At 39.7% G+C, this 20,539-nt stretch carries 10 protein-coding genes; all 10 read right to left on the bottom strand.

Annotation, left to right across the window (positions count from 1 at the left end; translation table 11 throughout):
• Position 1: 1 nt before the first annotated feature.
• The 10 genes from VK159_RS05850 to VK159_RS05805 all read right to left on the bottom strand — a co-directional run bounded on the left by VK159_RS05850 (position 2) and on the right by VK159_RS05805 (position 20,539).
• Positions 2 to 1,876, bottom strand: a complete 1,875-nt coding sequence (locus VK159_RS05850; protein ID WP_324229199.1) for an alpha-L-fucosidase — start codon at positions 1,874 to 1,876, stop codon at positions 2 to 4.
• Positions 1,877 to 3,049, bottom strand: coding sequence for an alginate lyase family protein (locus VK159_RS05845; RefSeq protein WP_324229198.1), 1,173 nt, complete (start codon positions 3,047 to 3,049; stop codon positions 1,877 to 1,879).
• A 22-nt stretch (positions 3,050 to 3,071) separates the two neighbouring features.
• Positions 3,072 to 5,222, bottom strand: coding sequence for a TIM-barrel domain-containing protein (locus VK159_RS05840; RefSeq protein WP_324229197.1), 2,151 nt, complete (start codon positions 5,220 to 5,222; stop codon positions 3,072 to 3,074).
• Between the two features lie 9 nt (positions 5,223 to 5,231).
• Positions 5,232 to 7,781: a glycoside hydrolase family 95 protein gene (locus VK159_RS05835; protein WP_324229196.1), complete on the bottom strand. Its 2,550-nt coding sequence runs from the start codon at positions 7,779 to 7,781 to the stop codon at positions 5,232 to 5,234.
• A gap of 104 nt (positions 7,782 to 7,885) precedes the next feature.
• Positions 7,886 to 10,324 (bottom strand): glycoside hydrolase family 2 TIM barrel-domain containing protein, encoded by a 2,439-nt coding sequence (locus VK159_RS05830; protein ID WP_324229195.1) that lies wholly within the window; start codon positions 10,322 to 10,324, stop codon positions 7,886 to 7,888.
• A gap of 164 nt (positions 10,325 to 10,488) precedes the next feature.
• Positions 10,489 to 11,565, bottom strand: a complete 1,077-nt coding sequence (locus VK159_RS05825) for a hypothetical protein (RefSeq protein ID WP_324229194.1) — start codon at positions 11,563 to 11,565, stop codon at positions 10,489 to 10,491.
• A gap of 23 nt (positions 11,566 to 11,588) precedes the next feature.
• On the bottom strand, positions 11,589 to 12,308 hold the full coding sequence (locus VK159_RS05820) for a fasciclin domain-containing protein (protein WP_324229193.1): 720 nt from the start codon (positions 12,306 to 12,308) through the stop codon (positions 11,589 to 11,591).
• Between the two features lie 28 nt (positions 12,309 to 12,336).
• On the bottom strand, positions 12,337 to 13,896 hold the full coding sequence (locus tag VK159_RS05815) for a RagB/SusD family nutrient uptake outer membrane protein (protein WP_324229192.1): 1,560 nt from the start codon (positions 13,894 to 13,896) through the stop codon (positions 12,337 to 12,339).
• Between the two features lie 11 nt (positions 13,897 to 13,907).
• Positions 13,908 to 17,069, bottom strand: coding sequence for a TonB-dependent receptor (locus VK159_RS05810; RefSeq protein ID WP_324229191.1), 3,162 nt, complete (start codon positions 17,067 to 17,069; stop codon positions 13,908 to 13,910).
• 458 nt (positions 17,070 to 17,527) lie between these two features.
• On the bottom strand, positions 17,528 to 20,539 hold the full coding sequence (locus VK159_RS05805) for an endopygalactorunase (protein WP_324229190.1): 3,012 nt from the start codon (positions 20,537 to 20,539) through the stop codon (positions 17,528 to 17,530).

Here is a 20,539-nt window from a genome sequence, read left to right as displayed (position 1 = left end):
TTTATTTATCAATAAGTATTAGTTGTATTTCAAGCAACTTCATCAATTCTGATTTTTGAATTTTGAGTGGCTTTATTGTTAAGACATGTTCGCCACCACTGAATGAAAAGTCTGCTACAGTTTCTGTAATGACTTCCGTTGCTGTTCCGTTCTTTACTTTATTAGTACCTGCAAGATTTACTCCACCTGTCAAGAGCTCATATTCACCGCCGCTTGTTTCTCCCGCAATATATTTTATGACCACTTTGTATCGTGCTGCTTTGCTCAGGCGGAACTTCCAGGAAACAAATTGTTCCAATGATTTCCACCCGTCAACGTAATAGCGGTTGGTTTTACCGTCGCCAAAACTAAATCCTTTGCCGTTTAACATCGCATCAAATGCCAGCAATCTTGTCTCGTTACTATTTGGAGCAATAAAACGTACGGTATCCGCTGCCGGTTTTTCGCTAAGCTCAAGGACAACAACTGTGTTTATTGAATCGATGGCGTTAGCAGGAAGATTGATCAGTACATCTTTCTCATTTAATCGTGTTGTTACCAATTGCTTTTTTGAATTGGCAAGCAAATAGCTTTGTGTAATAGCAGATCTTAAACCGCCAACATATAATTTCCCATCAGGAGGATAATTGAATACATGGAGATAAAGCTTATTTCCTTTCAAGGTTGACACTCCCCAACTTTGCAATGGCAGCGGACTTACTGCTGTGCCATAAATACTTTCTGCATTCGTTTGCATCCAATTTCCAATACCCTTTAGTATCTGCTGATCTTTGCCATCAAAGCTGCCATCACCTTTCGGACCAATGTTCATCAATAAATTACCACCTCTTGATGCAGCACTTGCAAGCAATTGTATAAAATGACTGACAGGTTTATGACTGTTGTCGAATTGATGATAACCATAACTTTCATTGGTAGTAGGTATGGCTTCCCAATCGCCGGTTACCGGAAAAAATTCAGCGGGCCGATCGGCTGTGTTTTTATAATCGCCAAAATTTGCTGCAGCATTTCTAACCAATCTTCCGTTTACTACAACATTGGGATCTGTTTCCCTGATCGCTTTTAAGATGCGTATGTTTTCTGATAAAGGCAGCTTATGCGGTGTATCAAACCATAAAATATCCGGATGATACTTTGTAAGCAATTCCTTTATTTGCGGAATTGCTTTTTCATCAACATATTTAATTGCTTTTGGTAACCACTCCGGATGTGCATCAAACCAATTGGCACCGCCTAGCAATTTATCACCACCGGGATTGTTGTATTCCCAATCATTGCCCGGTGCATCGGGATGTTCCCAATCAAAGGCATGTGAATAGTAAAAGCCGAATTTCATTCCATGCTTTTTGGCAGCTACTGCCAACTCAGCCATCGGATCTCGTTTAAAGGGCGTTTGATCAACAATATCAAAATCAGAAAACTTTGAATCATACAATGCAAACCCATCATGATGCTTTGCCGTAATGATGAAATATTTCATCCCCGCTTTCTTTGCATATAGTATCCATTCTTCTGCATTAAATTTTTCAGGATTGAATTGAGATGCAAGATTTAGATAATCGTTTCGTGAAATTTTTTCTTTGCGCATCAGGTGTTCTGCATAGCCGCTCACTTTCTTGCCTTTCCATTCACCGCCGGGTAATGAATAAATACCCCAATGGATGAACATGCCGAACTTTGCTTCTCTCCACCATGCTATTCGCTGCTCCTGCGTTTTCATGGATGCAGTCCACCATCCATTCTTTGCTTCATCAATCGCCTGCTGATCCCGTTGCTTTGCACGGTTAAACATTTCTTTGTCTTCATCACCGGCTGTTTGTGCAAAAGCGGTGTTGATAGCAAAGAAAAAACTGGTATAGAATAAAAAACGCTTCATTTAATTGATCCAGATTAAAGGATTCCGCACCGGTAAATTCCGGATCACCTCTTCCACTTTTGGAGAATGCTCTAGTTTCTTCCAAGTCTCCAGCCAGTCTTTGTTCTTATATGCATTTGCACCAAACAATAAAAATGGTTGTGCCACCGGCCAATCATTCCAATACATCACATCCGGCTTCAAAGGCCACTTTGTTTTGTCTGCAATAAATGGATATAAATAGTCAATTCCTTTTTTGATTGATTTTCCGTCTGCTGTTTGATAGTCCCAGAGATTATCCTTTTCAGATGAAAGCAATTGACAGATCGTTGTCATAGCATCTAAATTAAAAATGGAATAACCATATGGTTTTGTTCTGCGCATCTCCTGAGGGAAACTCCCATCAGATGCCATCTGGTTGGGAAGTAATACATTCTTATAGCGATCGCTGCAGAATTTCATCAGTGTATCATTGCCGGTGAATTTTGCAAATGCTGCCACCTGCATCACCCAACAGGTTCCGTGATTGTTGGCAGCGTTCATTTCGTCCCTGCCATATTTATGCGTTGTAAGCCATTGTAAGAATTGATCGAACCATTTTTTTGAAGCAGCCAACACTGCCTTATCCATTGATGCTGCATTTTGCATCACAGTTAATCCTTGTGTTACTTCCATTAATTGAATGGCATCAATCACACCGATCCCTCTTCCTGTAAAACGGCCTTTGATCGCTTGGGCATATAACAAATGCGGATGCATCATGGTAGCTGTATCGGCAAACCATGCTTTACAATGCAGTGTTGCATGTTGTACATATTTCGCATCGCCTGTTAATTTGTAAGCTGATGCCAAAGCGCCTACCACTTCACTCAACCGTATCATTGCATGACGGTGGGCTACGAAATTATCAGGATTGGTCATGCCATCCTTTTGTATATAAGGACTATCAACACTTACCGGATTGGGCCACCAGTAATCACCTTCGCTGTAAAAATCATGTTTACCGCCGGCACTTCGTGGCGATGATTGCGCAGTAACAGTAATTGGTTGTTGCTGCAAAGCCCACTCGGCTTTATTCAACACTTGGTTTCGCAACACATCTTCCACTTCCTTTTTGTATGGAGAGTTTCCAACTTTCTGCTGCGCTGAACAAGCTGAGACGAACGCTACTATAAAAATGAACAGCAATTTCATTGTGTTGATTATTTGATTCCGATTAGCCGGGTACTGTCATAAATTTCCATGTAATATTTCCAACGGTATTGGGTTTGCCTTTTTCAGGCGCCGAAATAGTGCCTTTAAATTTTCCTTTTTTATCCTTTTCAACTTTTATTTCCCGGAAACTATATTCGCCTTTTTCATAGTTGAACGTTTCACCATCATCATCGTATAATTTATAGTTACCTGATTTTTCGCCGTAGTATCTTATTTCCAGATCAACCTTCTCTCCTGCTTTGGGCGCTTGTAATCTTGCGGCCATCATGGGAATGATTCCACCATCTTTTACATAGACGGGTATTTTATCAAGACCCGGAGTAACAGAAATAACTTCACCATCACCTGCATACGCACCGGTATAGAAATCGTACCACTTCCCTTTGGGTAATACGACTTTTCTTGTTGTTTGTCCGGTGAACACAGGAGCTACCAATAAATATTCACCCGCCATGTATTGATCTTTGATCTCTTTTGATGTTGCTTCCGCATAGGGATTCTCTTCGAGGTTTGCATTCACTGCTTCTTTCTTTACTTCCTGTTTAAACCCTGCCTCCAATGCCATTGCCCGGAAAGGTGGTGTTCCTTCAAAATGATATTTTGCAAATTCGCTGTACCAGTAAGGCATCATCTGCATACGGAGTAACGAAAATTCTTTTACCTGTGCTGCTACTTCGGGATACGACCAAGGCTTTGTACCACTGCTCCATGCATTGATCATCGCAATTGGTGAAAACACAACCGTTTGAAAACGACGTAACCATTCTTCACCCGTTTTAGAAGCTCTTGCTTCCGGTGTCCACAATACACCGGCGAATCCACTGTTAATTAATGCGGTGATAAAATCTTCATGGTTGTAATAATCATTATAGATCACAAACGGAAGTGATACACCTCCTGCATTATTTGCACGAACCAATCCATAGGTGCGTTGATTTTTTTGATGATACATCTCTGCAGCATAACGCATTGCTAATACACCATATGTACTTCTCATTTGCTCACCACTGATGCCGGATGGGAATGTTGCCACATCGGGCCAGAGATAATGATCGTACCCATCCACTTCATCAATTTTATATCCACTTACTCCAATATCAACTTGATCTTTTTGTAATTGACCAAAGAATATTTTTCTCGCTTCAGGAATGGTAAAGTCAGGTGCTTCACCCACCCATACTGTATGCGACCCTGTATACTTTGTTATACTGTTATAAAACGAAGCTTGCTTTGAAACGTATGGATTGATCCATAAATTTAAACGGATGCCTTTGTCTTGCATTTCTTTTACAAACTTCGCCGGTTCCGGATAGCGTTTCTTATCCCACTCAAACGTACCGGGATAAGCTTTGCTTTGCCAACCTGGTTCGAGACCGATAAAATCTAATGGATATCCTTTTTCTTTAAATGCATCTGCTTCTGCTTTTACTTCATCAGCCGTAAACAACGATCTTACCCGTTGTGTAAAACCTAAACCCCAACGTGGAGGCAACACACCACCGCCATTAAATAAATTAAACCGACGCACAGCATCTAATGTTGTTGGTCCGGCAAATACGTAGATTTCAACTCCTGCAGCAGGCACTGAAATTTCAACAGCATCGGAGTAAGGTCGAGAACTCCATGATCGATCAGTATTGCGATCTTTTTCTACCGGAGGATTCTTGCTGTCTTTCCGAACTGCTGTTCCTGCATACACATTAATGTATCTCGCCGAGTTGATAAACACACCATACCCTTTTGATGAAACATAGAAAGGAACAGGCGCATGGGTTCTTCCATTATCCTTGCCGCCATAATGATCCATGTGCAGTTGCAAGATCTTTCCCCGCTGATGAACCGTTTGAAAATTCAAACCGAAACCATAGAGTTGTTCTTCTTTCTCCAATGGAAAACGCAAATATGTTTTTCCATCGGTGATGGTTCCTGCAATATCATTTTGTACAAATGGAAATGCTGAGGCAACAATTTTTGCCAACGCTTCTTTATTCGGAGTGGCGCCCGATGCTTTTAAGAGATCATAAGCTTCAGGCTTGCCAACAATACCTTTCCATACTCCCGGAGCAACTTCTGTCCATTGAAGGACCTGTGCTTTTGTTTTAAAACTTACACATGCAAAAATTATTATTACCAACCATTTATTATAACGCATACAATTCATTTATAAAGGAACAACAGTATAGGTTTTCCCCTTCTCTGTTATAAAATCAATCACATATCTTTTTGCAACAGGCAATTCAACCAATGTTGCAGTTTCATTTTTTTTATAAAGAGGTTTGCCATAGGTTGTATTCAATCCATTGCTATTATCTCCCTTCGCAGTTTTCGATTTCACTTCCACTACTTTCACCGGCTGCAATGAACTTATTCTGCAAACACCTCCGCTACCGGAATAAATTTTCGACTGTGCCAATTTTCCGTCTTTCCAATTGATCGTTACTGTAAAATTCCCTCTTGCTTTAATTCCTTTTATTGATCCTGTCTTCCATGCAGTTGGTAAAGCAGGAAGTAACGTCAATTCACCATTATGACTTTGCAATAACATTTCTGTAATACCGGCGGTTGCTCCAAAATTCCCATCGATCTGGAATGGCGGATGTGCATCAAATAAGTTCGGGTAGGTTCCGCCACCGCCCATCGTTTCTCTTGCTTCTCTTGGATTGATGTATGTGAATGCATCACTCAATATTTTATATGCATGATCACCATCCTGTAACCGTGCCCACCAATTGATCTTCCATGCCATACTCCATCCGGTGCTCACATCGCCACGATGAAACAGCGATTGCTTTGCTGCTGCAGCCAACTCCGGTGTAGTCGTTACATTCACCTGGCTTCCCGGATACAATCCAAATAAATGAGAGAGATGACGATGCTTATCTTTCGGATCATCCCAATCGTTGAACCATTCCTGCAGTTGACCGTATTGACCGATATGATAGGGATATAATTTCTCACTTGCTTTGATCAATTCATTTTTAAATGCAGCATCAATGTTCAGGAGATCAGCAGATTTGATCACAGCGGTAAACAATTCACGTATGATGGACATATCCATTGTACTCGCCATACTCAACTGATATTCTTTCCCTTTAATCTTAATTGTATTTTCCGGTGATGTTGATGGATTGGTAACGAGATAACCAGACTTCGGATCAACAATCAACCAACGCAATAGAAATTGTGCGGCACCTTTCATTAACGGATACGCTTCGTCTTTTAAGAATTTCTTATCGCCAGTAAATAAATAATGTTCCCATAAATGTGTGCTGAACCAACCGCCTGCCATTGGCCAGCAACTCCAGCGTGGCATTGATCTTGGATCATTCCAAGTTCCACCGGGTGGTGATGTCTTCGCCCAGAGATCAGAGTTGTGATGCGTTACCCAACCCTCATTGATATTATAATTTACTTTAGCAGTAACCGCTCCATTCACTGCAAGCTCCTTCATGAAATCAAATAAGGGCTGATGACATTCAGATAAGTTAGTATTCTCTGCCAGCCAATAATTCATTTCAGTATTAATGTTCGTTGTATAGTTGCTGCCCCATGGCGGTTGCACATGATCATTCCAGATCCCCTGCAGGTTCGTTGGTCGTGAGCCGGGACGTGACGAAGCGATCATCAAGTATCTTCCAAACTGGTAGTACAAGGTTTGCAACTGGTAATCATCCGGTGATTTTGCATATTGCTTCAAACGTTCATCCGTTGGCTGTTTCAGCTTTGCTGTGTTTACACCAAGGTTTAATTGCACCCTGTTGAACAAAGCCTGATAATCTTTGATATGAGACGCCTTTAATAAAGCAAATGATTTTTGTAATGCTTTGTTGAGATTTGCTTTTGCTTCAATGGATGGATCTTTCCCCTCTTTACCGGCTGATTTATTAAACCCGTTAAAGCTCGTTGCTCCGGAAAGATAAATCGTAACTGCATTTGCATTGCTTACAACCAATTGTCCATTTTCTTTTCTGGTTGTTCCACCTTCTGCCACAACTTTTACGTGCACTTCAAAATTCATACCTTCTGTTTCATCATAAATTATTTGTTGTGGCTCTGCTTCCCGATTGGCAACAAACATGGGTGCCTTCCCTTTTAAAACAAGATAGTTACTTGCGACTGCCGCTGTTTGAAATTTCAGTTTGCTGGTAAGTGTGGTTGCAAAGCTGATCATTGATTTTTTATCAGCCGTAATTCTGATGATCATTATTTTATCCGGATGACTGATAAAGGTTTCCCGTTGATAATTTACTCCATTGATCTTATACTTAACAGTAGCAGTCGCATTACTGATATTCAGATCACGATAATAAGAAGCAGGAACTGTATCGCTTAATTTATTTTCAATCCACAGATCTGCCATTGTTAAATAACGTGCAGAATAGGGGCCATGCATTTTGCGCCAAGCTGTTGCAGCGCTGTCATAGTTTCCTTCAAACACTTGCTTACGTACATCCTCTACGATAGCAGGTCCACCTACGGTGTTACCCGGATTTGGATAGCCTGACCAAAGTGTATTATCATTTAATTGGAATCGTTCTTTTGCAATACCACCAAAAACCATTGCTCCTGTTTTTGCATTACCTAATGGCAATGCTTCCTCCCAGATAGAAGCAGGTTTGCTGTACCACAATTTTAAATTGGGATCAACTGTTGTTTGCGCTGAAACAATTTGTGTTATAAACAGCAATGCGATCGTTAAACTTTTTTTCATGTGTTCAATTATACTTTTGGACCTTGTCACATAGTATATTCATAAAAAATTATCATCGCTATCACATTAATTTAGCATGACATTTTTATGGATATTTCATCATCTTATAAATTAATAAATACCGTTTGCACTCCTTCTACTTTTGCACTTACAACCGATTTGCCATTCTTTGTTTTTACAGAAATTGTTGCTCTTCCATTATACAGCTGTACATAGTTTGATCCTGATGATGTTCCCTGGTTATCGATTAACTCACCATCACCCGTTAATCCAAACCGTATCCAGTTTGCTGCATCAAGACATTGCACATTTTTATCATCCAGCAATTTCGCTTGTAAAGTGATGACGCCGTTCTCTTCTTTTACCTTTTCAATCAGCAATTTTGCAGGTTTGCCCCATTTCTCTGTTTGGTATTGAAATTTGATTGCATCTTCCACAATAACCTTTCCTTTCTTGGCAATCACTTTTACATCATTGTTTCCTTTATTCAACACCACATTCCAACGTAAACCGGCTGCAGGAAAATCCTGGCTATTTCTTTTCTTGCTTCCCATACTTTTCCCATTCACAAATAATTCCGCCTCATCGCAATTTGAATACACCTTGATCATTTTTTCTTCGCCTTCATTTCCCCAACGTAAGGGCCATGAATGTCCATAGATATGTACCATGGGTTTCGTTGTCCAGTATGATTGAAAAACATAGTAAGATTCTTTTTTTGTGAAATCTCTTTCCACCACACCTTTCTGATTCATGTAAGGAACAGGATTATCAGGACGAACAGGTGTAGAAAAATCTTTGAAGGGCCATTGTGCAGTACCCGTTAACCATGGCATTGTTTCCTGTTCTTTCAAATGCCAGTCAACTAAATTACTGATGTACGATTCGCTCCAGTCGCCATCCTTTGAAGCTCTTGCCGAACCGCCGATCAATGATGCATCGCCTGCACGTTCATCAGCACCCACTCCTGTTTTAATATTACGTAATCCATTATCCGGATTTTCTGAATGTCGACCAGCATGACTATCACCTCCCCACTCCACATGTAAAAAGTGTTTTACTTTTTTCATTTCAGCTTCCGATACTTCTTTGTACTCGGTATAAATTCCTCTGTACCATCCCGCCCAAATGGAAGGAGAATATACATCAACAATGTCTTTACAAAAATCACAGCGACGAATGGCTGTTTTGCGTGATGGATCAAGTTTATGTGAAAGATCATTTAACTCTTTCATGAACGTTCTGATCTTTTCTTTATCAAATTCAGGAAAATCGCCGGGCCAATCATTTTCATTTCCTAATCCCCAGATAATAACCGATGCATGATTGTAATGTTGCTCAATCATATTCGTAAGCATTCTGCGGGCTTGTTCTTTATAAACATCGCCACCCAAACCACCACGGCACCAGGGAATTTCTTCCCACACCACAATTCCCAAACTATCGCAGAGATCTAGAATAATTCTTGATTGCTGATAATGACCAAGACGTATAAAGTTTACGCCCATCTCTTTCATCATGATCATTTCTGTACGCATCTGCTCTTCCGTCATTGCTGCCGCAACACCAGCATGATCTTCATGACGATGTGTGCCTCTTAACAATAGACGTTTACCATTCAACATGAACGGACCTTTCTCAACAAATTCAAAATGACGGAAACCGATCTTCTCTGTTTGCTTGAATTCACCTGCTGTTACTTCAACACTGTATAACTGCGGTTGATCAGTTGACCACAGCATTGGTTTCGAAACAACAAATTCACCTATGCTTACCTCATTATTCGTTATTGTTATATTCTTCGCAAACTCGTTCACCAATTTTCCTTTCGGATCAAACAACTTAACAGTAACTGCTGTAGTGGTTTGCTTCGAAGGATTATGAAACCTTGTACGGATATTTACTTTTCCACTTTTACCATTTTTATCCGTTTCCGCAAATGCAAATAATTTATCAATCGACAAAGCAGGTACATAAACCAAGTTGAGATAACGATAAATGCCACCGTATAAATTAAAATCAGACAGATCAGAAGGGATCAACTCCAGGTCACGGGAATTATCTGTTCGTATTGAGATAGGGATTTTTCCTTTGAACTGATTTTTGAATGTGTCCAGCTTTTCAAATGCTTTCACAGCATCCGTAATATCAATTGTAAACTCATCGTAACCGCCAACATGTGAGCCCACTTTTTGATCATACACATACACATCTGTTTTTTGTCCGGCACCTTCAAAATGCAACAAAGTGCGTCCGTTGCTATATGGATTCTGAATGGTTAATTGTGTACGATACCAGGCAGGGCCCTGGTAATAATTTATATCAGGGTTAACTGCATCCGTTGCATTTACACAATGTGGCAACGAAACATTTGTCCATATCGGTACATCTTCAGGATTGCCGGCTTTCACCGGCCTCACTGCTTCCCATATACCACCAATGTCCTGTTTCAGGAATTGCCAGTTGTTATTGAGTCTTGTTGATTGTTGTGCAAACAAGGATACACTCAACTGCAACAGCAGAAAAGAAAAAATAAATCTCATTTTCATTCACTTAATTATTTCTATTAAAATCCTAAAAAAACAGCTTCTGTTCACAACGATGGATGTTTATCAGACGGCTAAAAACAAACAATGGTTGTTGCAAAAAAATTACAACAACCATTTTGAAGTTGGATTCTACTACAATCGAGTTCGTTTGTATACAATTACTTTAATATCTGTCCATCATTGTTGATATAAACATGCTTCATTACAAGCGTTGTACCTGTACTGGATGAGGTTTGTCTGGCAGGGAACGCTACACGATATTCTCTTGGTGATGGATCCTGAAAGCCTGGATAAGCGGCTCTTGCAGCTGCCAACCAATCTTTAATACCATTGCTTGTAAACCATTCTGTACCGCCTACGTACGCATGAAAAACTTCATTTGCATCGATTGAAAAACTAAAGTTCTTCAACTCACCATTTGCCAATGAAAAAATAGGGCTCCTTCCGGTTACCGGACTGATTAATGGCAATGGATTAGGAAATACATTCCCTACTGTACTAAATTTTGACGTATTTGTAGCAGGAACAAATGTTTCATAACGTATCTGAAAATTATTGGTGGTAGCAGGATTATTCGTTGGCCATATTTCCCAGCGTATCTCCCGGATATAGGGATAAGTAGGATTGGATGGCTGATTAAAAAACATACTGATTACAATAGTAGAACTGGCTCTGAAAAAAGTTCTCCAACCCAACCTTGTACGAACTGAAAAGGGAATCTTCAACTCTGCAAGGTCAAGGTTTCTCCGAACATTGGGTCCGCTGGTAGAAGATGAAGTAAGATTTAATTGAGACAAAGCAGTATCAACATTTGTAACCAGATTATTTGTGGTATTACTTGTACTCCAGCCGTTACCGTTCAGGGTATAGGCACTTTGAAATTCATCAAAAAAGTATCTGGTTACTTTCATTGAGGTAGACTTTGACGAAGTACCGCCACTGCTTTTGGCTGTTGCTGTAATTGTATATTCCCCGGCAGTACTGGGAGCTATCCATAAATTTTCGAATAGATCCTGTGTCCGAAACCCATCAAATGTTCCGCCTGTAGCCTTCCATTCATATGTAGTTCCATTATTGTCACCAGAAGTTGACGCCCATACAGGCACTTTTTCTCCAAAATAAAATTCTTCGCCCGCTTTATTCAGCGATTCTATTTTTAAACCCGGTCCCTTTTTACAGGCGAATGCCAGAAAGCTAAGGGTGATGATTGCAAGAGAGCTATATATTATCCGCATAAAAAACAAGATTAGTTAGGTAATTAATTATTCAAGATGGCATTCCGTGTAGGAAGAATAAACCATTTGTTCATTACATGAACTACACCATTTGTAGCATTTAAGCCGGGCGTTCGTGGTGCATTGTTTACCCAACCCATGCTTACTCCTTTATAACTTGCCGGCAATCCAACGTAATTATTGATGCGCAAATTAGCTTCCCTCACATTTTCCAGGTAGAGATAAACTTTTGCTGAATCGTTTGTTGGGCTCATAGCAAATGTTTCAACCCATTTTGGCCTTGAATCGAGTGTTTCGTAAGTATGCCTTCCTTTCAATACATGATATCGCAAAAGTTTTGCAATCGTGTCTCTTGGGTATTGCGACCAATCAGATCCTTTCATCGTAATTGTTTGTGAAGGATTATCCGGGTTTGGGCCCATCACTGTGTTTACTGACCAATAACTGGTAGCATCTTCCAGATTAGTTAAGGCTGTATTGTGAAACAACAGAAATGTATTGCCCGTGCTTGAATACATTTGTTTTACGTCCTTAAATGCGGGGTCGCCATCTACATATTCAATTGCCGCTAACATACCGGAAAAAATATCCTTTCGGGATTCCATAAATTCCAGGACAGTCATTTTCAATTCGGTATCATATAGTGATGGCTTATATTCAAACCCATCCTGTAACTTATTACAGCCCGAAAAAACGAGAGAAATGGCTAATATGAACAATATAAATTGATGATTATTTTTCATTATACTTAGTTTAATAATTCTTGATATATTACTCATCATAAGGTTGATTCTGATCGCCCCTTAATTTCGGATTGGCATTAAACATGGCGGCATTAATTGGATATAAAACTCTTCCCATATTTTCATTCTCATAAAGAATGGAACCTGCACGAGTAGATAAAATCGGATTTAATGTTTCCCGCAGGTATTCATAACCAGCATTTGTATAGTCATAAATTTTATCGATTCGGCATAAATCAAACCATCGCTTTCCCTCACCCATCAATTCATATTGACGTTCCTTCAAAATGGTTCGCTCAATTCCTTTCGTAATATCACCGGTATAATCAGATAATAAAGCGTTGACGGTATATCCTACTCTGTTACGAACAGTATTTACAATGGTAAGAGCCTGCTGATGTTGACCTTTCTTATTCAATGCTTCTGCTCTTAACAGCATGATGTCGGCAAACCTATAAATGGGAATCTTAATACTGCAATCGCTATTACCCTCGAAGGTGAAAAAAGCACCGGGTGTTTGAACAGCTCTCCAGGGAGAGAACTTACCCATCTGTACAACAGCAGCATCGTAAATCGTTTCATCTGTATAAGTTAAAGTGTCCCAATAAGCCCATAAACGTCCGTCAATGGATTTACCACTTACTGGATCAACACGATTCTTCATTTCTAACCATATTGCAGTGGTGGGCTCGTACTGGTTTGTATTTGAACTGGAACCAACTTTTGAACAAACACCAACTCCACCGCCTCTTTCCGTCACCGACCAGAAGAGATTAAAAATAGTTTCAGTAGATGTTTCAGGCGCAATGAAAATATTTTTAAATCCTGTGATATTGGTAACCCAGGTACACCCGCTGGCTGTAATGCAATTTTGTGAAGCAGAGAGTGCAAGATCGTAATCTTGAAACCACATTGCTACATCTGTCTGCAACGCATATACAGCCGCTTTTTGCATGTAAAATTTCTGTGACGTTGAGCTTCCTATTGTTTTCAATGATTCTGTTATATCAGTAAGAATTCTATTCTTCATATCATCAATTGAAGAACGTGGCAACTCAATAGGCTGATTTAGTGATTCAATTGGTTCGATATGCAATGGCATTCTTCCCCACACACGTAGCCCATAAAAATACAAGAGTGAACGTAGCGCATAACATTGACCCAAATAATCTCTATAGGTGGATGCAGCACCTTCGATATTTGCTTCAATCATACCAGGTAGATACTTGATTCCATAATTACACAGAGAAATTGTTGTGTACAAATTACTCCACCTTGTAATTCCGTTGATATCTGCATCATTTGCAGAGAGCGTATTGGTGATCATTGTAAGTTGTGCATTACCTGTACCACCTACTCTTATATGATCAGCTCGTACCTCACCCCAATCATAATAGTTAGTACTTAACGTTGTCTGTAGTGAATTGTAAACGCCAGCCATCCACGTAGCTGCGTCATTTCGGTCTTTCCAGAATTTGTCAGGAGAAACTGTTGAAATTGGTTTCTCATCTAAAAATTTCTTACACCCCAAACCCGGTACGATTACTATAAGAACAACCAGTATGGCAATAATTTTTATTCTTTTCATGATTCGTTTAATTAAAATGATACATTAAGACCCATACCAAATTCACGTCTGCGTGGGAACCTGCCGGGATCATTACCGGGTTTGATTACACTCCGTTGTCCAACCTCAGGATCAAAGCCTGAATAATCTGTCCATGTTAAAAGGTTGGTACCGTACACATATACATTCAAGCTACGCATCCTTGCCTTTGAAGAAATTTTTGCAGGAAGTTGATAGCCTAAACGCACTGCCTGTAAACGGAGGAATGAACCATTTTCTAAATACTGACTTCCGCCACGACGCATATTATCGGCTGATCTGTCTCCACCACGATAAGTGTCTGTTATCTGACCCGGGTACTTCCACATGTCTCTAACAAAGTAAGAATCGGGGGTTGTATTACTGTTTGAAAAAGAGGCAAGGTTGCGTCTGTTATCATTGTAAACCATGCCTCCAAAATTTCCATACATATTCACAGAAAGATAAAAACCTTTGTAAGAGAAGCTATTGTTCCATCCAATGCTCCAACGTGGTTGACCATGACCAATGAACTGCCTGTCTTCGTTACCAATATCACCATTCAATTCTCCTTTTTCATCAGGAAGATCCTGCCAAATCACATCGCCTCCTTTTGAAACAACACCTGCTGTTGTCATTTGCTTTACTACACCGGTGTAAGGTGTACCATTAGGTAATAAGTACCCAAGCAAAATAGGCTGCATATTTTTTTGAATAATTATATTGCCCAGTGCATCTGTTTGAAATTGAGGTATCAATCTTTGTCTGTAATCTTCTGTGTAAGCATTTGACTGATCGTACTGATAAATACCTAAATAACGATACCCAAAAAAGTTCCCGGCTTCTTCACCTACTCTTACACTCCATATATCATCAATATAATCAACCGGCAAGCTGATGATCTTATTTCTAACTGCTGACCAGTTTACAGATGTTTGCCAGCTAAAATCTTTATTACGTACCGGATATCCTGACAGCATTAACTCGATCCCTTTGTTTTGAATTGATCCTGAATTTGTTCTTACGCTCGAAAAACCGATTTCAGCTGGTAATGGAGCATCATACAAGAGATCAGTAGTTGTTTTTACATAGTAATCACCAATGAAACTGATTCTTCCACCAAGGAATGTCAAATCAAGACCTATGTTTGATTGTGTTGTTTCCTCCCACTTAAGTGAAGGATTTCCAAGCCTTGTATTGCTTCGAACACCGCTTGTTCCGTTATAAAAATAGGAGCCGAAGATATACTGTTGAACCGCATCATAATCGCCGATTTGCTGATTACCCGTCATACCCCAGCTGGCACGAAGTTTACCATCGGTGAGAATATTACTTAATTTACCCATGAACTTTTCATCGCTGAAACGCCAGCCTACTGACACTGATGGGAAATTACCCCATCTGTTTTCAGGACCAAAAACTGAAGATCCGTCCCTGCGAACTGTAGCATTTACGAGATACCTTCCTTTATAATCATATCCCAGTCTTCCATAAAAACCAACAAGCGCAGAGCCACTTGCCGTAGAAAACAAATCAGTTAAATCATATACACCCGCAGCATTGAGGGTTGTAACCGCTTCTGTTACAAAAAAAGTACCTGAGATATTCGTTTGTTCATATTTGTTTTTTTCAAAGTTCATACCGAGCAATCCGGTTACATTATGATCGCTTTTAAATGTCTTTTTGTAAGATAAAAATGCATTCCCCTGCAACCTGAGTGGTATTTGTGTTGCATCGCTTCCTGAACTGATCTGGGGATTACTGCTTGTAAGAAATTTAGAAGCAAACTGATAATTTCTTCTTACTTCAAGATCTGCAGATGCATCAATATGAAGCGTTAATGGTTCCAAAATTTTAAAATCAAATCCTTGGAAAAGAACGCCCTTGTAAATAGTTGATACGTTTTTACGCAAGTAAGCTTCCGCTAATGGATTCCGGCGTCCACCATTGAAATAAATGTACTCACCATTGGGAAAATAAAGCGCCATTCCAGGAGGACGTTGAAGGGATTGCGCTATCACATTTCCTTCATTGATGTTGTTTTTATCCTGGTAGCTGAAATTTAAACGTGTGAACATACTCACCCGCTTTGAAGGCCGGTACTCAACATTGGTACGCAGTGTAAATCGTTTGTTGTAACTGCTGATCACAATACCTGTTTCATCGAGGTACTGAATGCTGTTGAAATAATTCAGATTTTGATTACCTCCTTTGATACTAACATCTACCTGGTTGCGAATTGCAAGCTGGGTGATGAGCGCCTGGTAATCATTATCTGTATTTCGAGTAAAAGCAGTTGAATCAGTTGGTTTTGGATCAAGACCAAGGTTTCCTCTGCGATCAAACATTTGCCGTTCCAAACGGTTGGATTGAGAGATCCTGTTGGATAGCCGATTATAACTTCTTAAAAAATCAACATTGATCTGAGGTTTACCCGATTCACCACGCTTAGTTGTAATGATAATTACTCCATTTGCTGAACGTGAACCATAAATAGCTGCCGAAGCTGCATCCTTTAAAATTTCCATTGACTGAATATCCTTCGGGTTGATCGCATTGATATTATTCATTGGAACTCCATCAACAATATACAATGGGCGTACACCCGCATCGGATAACGTTGACAAACCACGGATGGTAATATCTGCTTCCTCACCTGGAGCACCGGAAGAACTCATAACCCGTACACCCGGTGCCGCACCTTGTATGGCATCGAATACCGAAATGGGTTGTCTTTCTTCAATTGATTTTGCATTGATTGAGCTGATAGCACCAGTGACATCTCTTTTCTTTTGCGTACCATAACCGATTACAACTACCTCATCAAGGTTGCTGATCGATTCGGCTAAAACAACATTAATGCTGGTCCGTGCCCCAACAATTTCTTCTTTGGTGGCATAACCCACCAACGAAAAAACCAATACGGCATTACTGCCGCTGGTTTCGATTGTAAATTGACCATTCTGATTGGTTGTTGTTCCTGCCTTGTCATCCCCTTTCAGTATGACACTTACCCCGGATAAAGGATTACCCTTGTTATCCTTGATTGTACCCGTTACACTTTTTGACTGAGCTTGTGCTGAAATAACTGCGAATTGCAGTAAAAGAGCTAAAAGTAGATAACAACTTTTCCGTAAGCTGTTACTACTAAACGTGAAAATTGTGACTTTTCCCATATAGCAGTGTGGTTTTAAGAATTAATCCAACTAAATCGTTAACAGTTACCCGAACTAAACTGATACACTTTTAGTCAAGTCTTTGTTGACGGTTGTTGAAATAAATTTATCAATAGTTTTTATAATCTCTCATTCGCCTGCACAAGTGCAGTATTAATTGCAAACTAAGCAGATTCCCTCAATTCAGTTTTCTCATCATTAACTAAACACTAAGTTATTTTAACATGTTTCCGGTCTCTGCCAATATTGTTTAACGATTCACTGGCGCCTGTGAAACTTATGCCTGTAAAACTCACTTTTGCCGATTTCTGCATTTTACCTGAAATATAAGCTGCTATACACTTTGCAGCACCATTTTTTCAAAAATGACCAACCATATCTAAACGACATTTTCAATTCAACACTTAAAAGCAAGTCTGTAAAAAAAAGACAACAGCCTAACAAATCCGGATATATGATTAATTATTTTGTTGCATCTGATAACTGACAACCTTACTCATCTCTGCATGCGAACCACTTAAAACCTCTACAGGTTGCTCGCTCCACTTATCATTATAGTAGAGCAACTTTCCCATAGTAAAAGCTGCACAGTTTTTCAGTTTAATTATAATTGGATTGTTTGCAGCCTTTACAGTTTTGATGTCTGAAAAGTTCGCTCCTATTACATCATCAAAAAACAATGCATACCGGCTATCTGTTTTTTCAACATTGAAACTACAATTGCGGATATCAATTCCCTTTACATGCCGGGCCCATAATCCAAACGATGGTAGTACTTTCAAATTAGATACATTGTACTGCCCCACTCCCAGCTCTGGTGGACTGGCAGCTGTATCATAGATTGGATTACCTCCTTTCAACATAAACTGAACATCTTTGAAGGAAATATTTTTGATATACCCCGTGTGCTGTCCATTCGGTAAAGTAAAATTCAATCCGCCTTCTACAAATTGATTCTTTGGTAAACTGTATCCCGCAACAATAGGTGTTGCTGTTCGTTGGGTACCATCATATGCTTTCCATCTTTCCCGTTTACCTCCAAATGAACTGCCTGCATATACCTCTGAAACATCCACTCCATTGATCAAAATATTTTCCACGATCCCGATATTCACGTTGGTAACAAGTAACTCATCATGCTTTACGCCATTTTCATCAAACTTAAACCGATTTACAGTTGCGCCAAGTATACGACCACGGTTGGAAATAGAAATAAAAAACGGCGTGTGCGTACGTAACATTTTGGAACGTGAATGAAGACTGCCTGTATGACCACAATTGAGATGAATGTCTTTTATATGCGCCCCGTCGTTTGTTGAGATTGAAAAACCAGCCTTGTTTGCACCGAGCACATAAATATTATCGACATGAACATCCATTATATCATCTGCAGTTTCAGAACCGATCTGAAACAGATTACAATTGGTGTCGCCAATAATGTTCCGCACTTTATAATTTCGTGCCGGACGGGTGAATCCTAATGCACAATCAGAACCTGGTTTTACAATGTCATCGGAACTAACCTTTGAATAAATATTGGTAACGGTCACGTTGTTACAAGCCATAAAATCATAAATATCACGCACATTCGATTGATTGCGTTTGGCAAAATAGGTATTGTGTACGTTGATATTGTCTGTACCTGTAGCTAACAAAACAAAGTGGCCACCCTGATCGATCTGTAACATATTGTCTGCATCAAAATCCATTGATCCATCTTTCCGTATGTAATAAGGTTCATCTTTTTGCAGATCATACCACAAATCTTCGCTTCTGTAAATGCCTCCAATTTCTATATTGGTACAAAGTTTAAACGTAAACATTTTATCTGCACGGCTATCCGGTGCATTGTTCATCACTCTGTCGCCAGTAACCAAATTTCCATTGCCCGTAATTAATCCGTTGCCAATGATTTTTACATTGTCCAGTCGCTCACCAAAGAACATGGAGTTCCTGAAATAGTGATGCCCCACATCCTGCTTTGTGAGATAATTTTCAGGATCATCATATGGACCAACATCCGTGGGAGATAATCCGGAACGATATTTCTTATCGCTAAACCAGGTAGTCTCAGGTGCATCTGCTTCTTTGATTGCACGGATGATAGCATCTTTTTTCACATACAACCACACATTACTTTTTAAATGAACAGTCCGTACATTATAAACACCATCACTGAACAACAACGTTCCTCCGCCAATGCTGTTCAAATAACTGATGGCTTCATTTATCTTTTCTGTATGATCCGCTACACCATCGCCGTTTGCCCCAAACAGCTTTACATCCATTTTACCTGAAAAGAACGTGATCTCATTTGATGAACCCTTGTGCAGGCCTTCTTTAACGTACAATTTGAAGCGATAGAGTTTATCCGGAATTAAACCGGCTATTATTGCAATAGATTTTTTGCGATCAATATTTGCTTGTGATACTACCCAACTCTTTCCACTATCAACTGATTGCAATAATTGTAAGGTGGAAGAGGCAATGTACGAACCCCATTTGAAAGAAACAGATGTGTACGTATCATTTGTTTCCCGAAACTGTAAATCCCTATTCAAAATCCGTTCGAAATCAGCAATCGTTGGTGTAACCGTAATGCTAGCTGTTTCGGTACCTGTACCTGCACTTGTTAATGTTTCGGGTTTTGAAGTTGTATAAGCTGTTTTGAAAAAATAGTTACCTGTCCTGCTGAATTTTACATCCCTTATTACCAATTTGACATCGGCACCATTCGCAGGACGCAGATCAAGATGTTTGAAAGTAAGTAACGTTCTACCATCAGCTGACTTTGAAATAGCAACATCTCCAACTTTCTTGTACGAATATTTACTTCCAACCCGTCCAATAGATTGCGTTGACAGATCCTTTAACAAAACATCACCACGACCGATAACATTAACTGTTGTATTTTCTTTTGTAACTGCGACGCCCGCAGGCACCCATATCCGAACGCAGGCATCCGGTGATCGTTGCCCTGCTGTAAAATAAATGATGAGATTGGAGATGGCGTTTACAGTGAATTGTTTTCTTCCTAAACGAAGCTCCCCGCTTAATGCCATTGGCTCAACAACAATCGCATATACTTTTTTTGTTTTGTCGTCTTGTGATGTTACGATGAGTTGATCACCGTTAACCAGTTCCCCTTCGTTTTTTATGCTTCCCTCTTTGCTACGGATATTATATTGTTGCGTTGAACCATCTTTTGAACTTATTTGCGAAAGTAAGTGCTTAACGGTTGTTCGGGTAGAAATAAGTCCACTGTCGGCATGTGTGTCAACGGTAAATGCATACGTGCTGCCTGTAACAACAATGATCTTGTCGTTTGTAATGTTTGCAATATGGGTTGAATTATTTGGTATGATCTCAGCAGAAAACTTCTGCGTTAAAGCTTTCTGTGCAGATGCAGGTAGATAGATACCGAACATTGCAAACAGAATCAACGATACTATTTTGTTTATTTTATTCAT

The sequence above is a fragment of the Lacibacter sp. genome (assembly GCF_035299325.1).
In the GTDB taxonomy this organism is placed as follows: domain Bacteria; phylum Bacteroidota; class Bacteroidia; order Chitinophagales; family Chitinophagaceae; genus Lacibacter.
The sequence above is the reverse complement of the archived record's forward strand: the minus strand, read 5'-3'. Positions and strand labels throughout refer to the sequence as shown.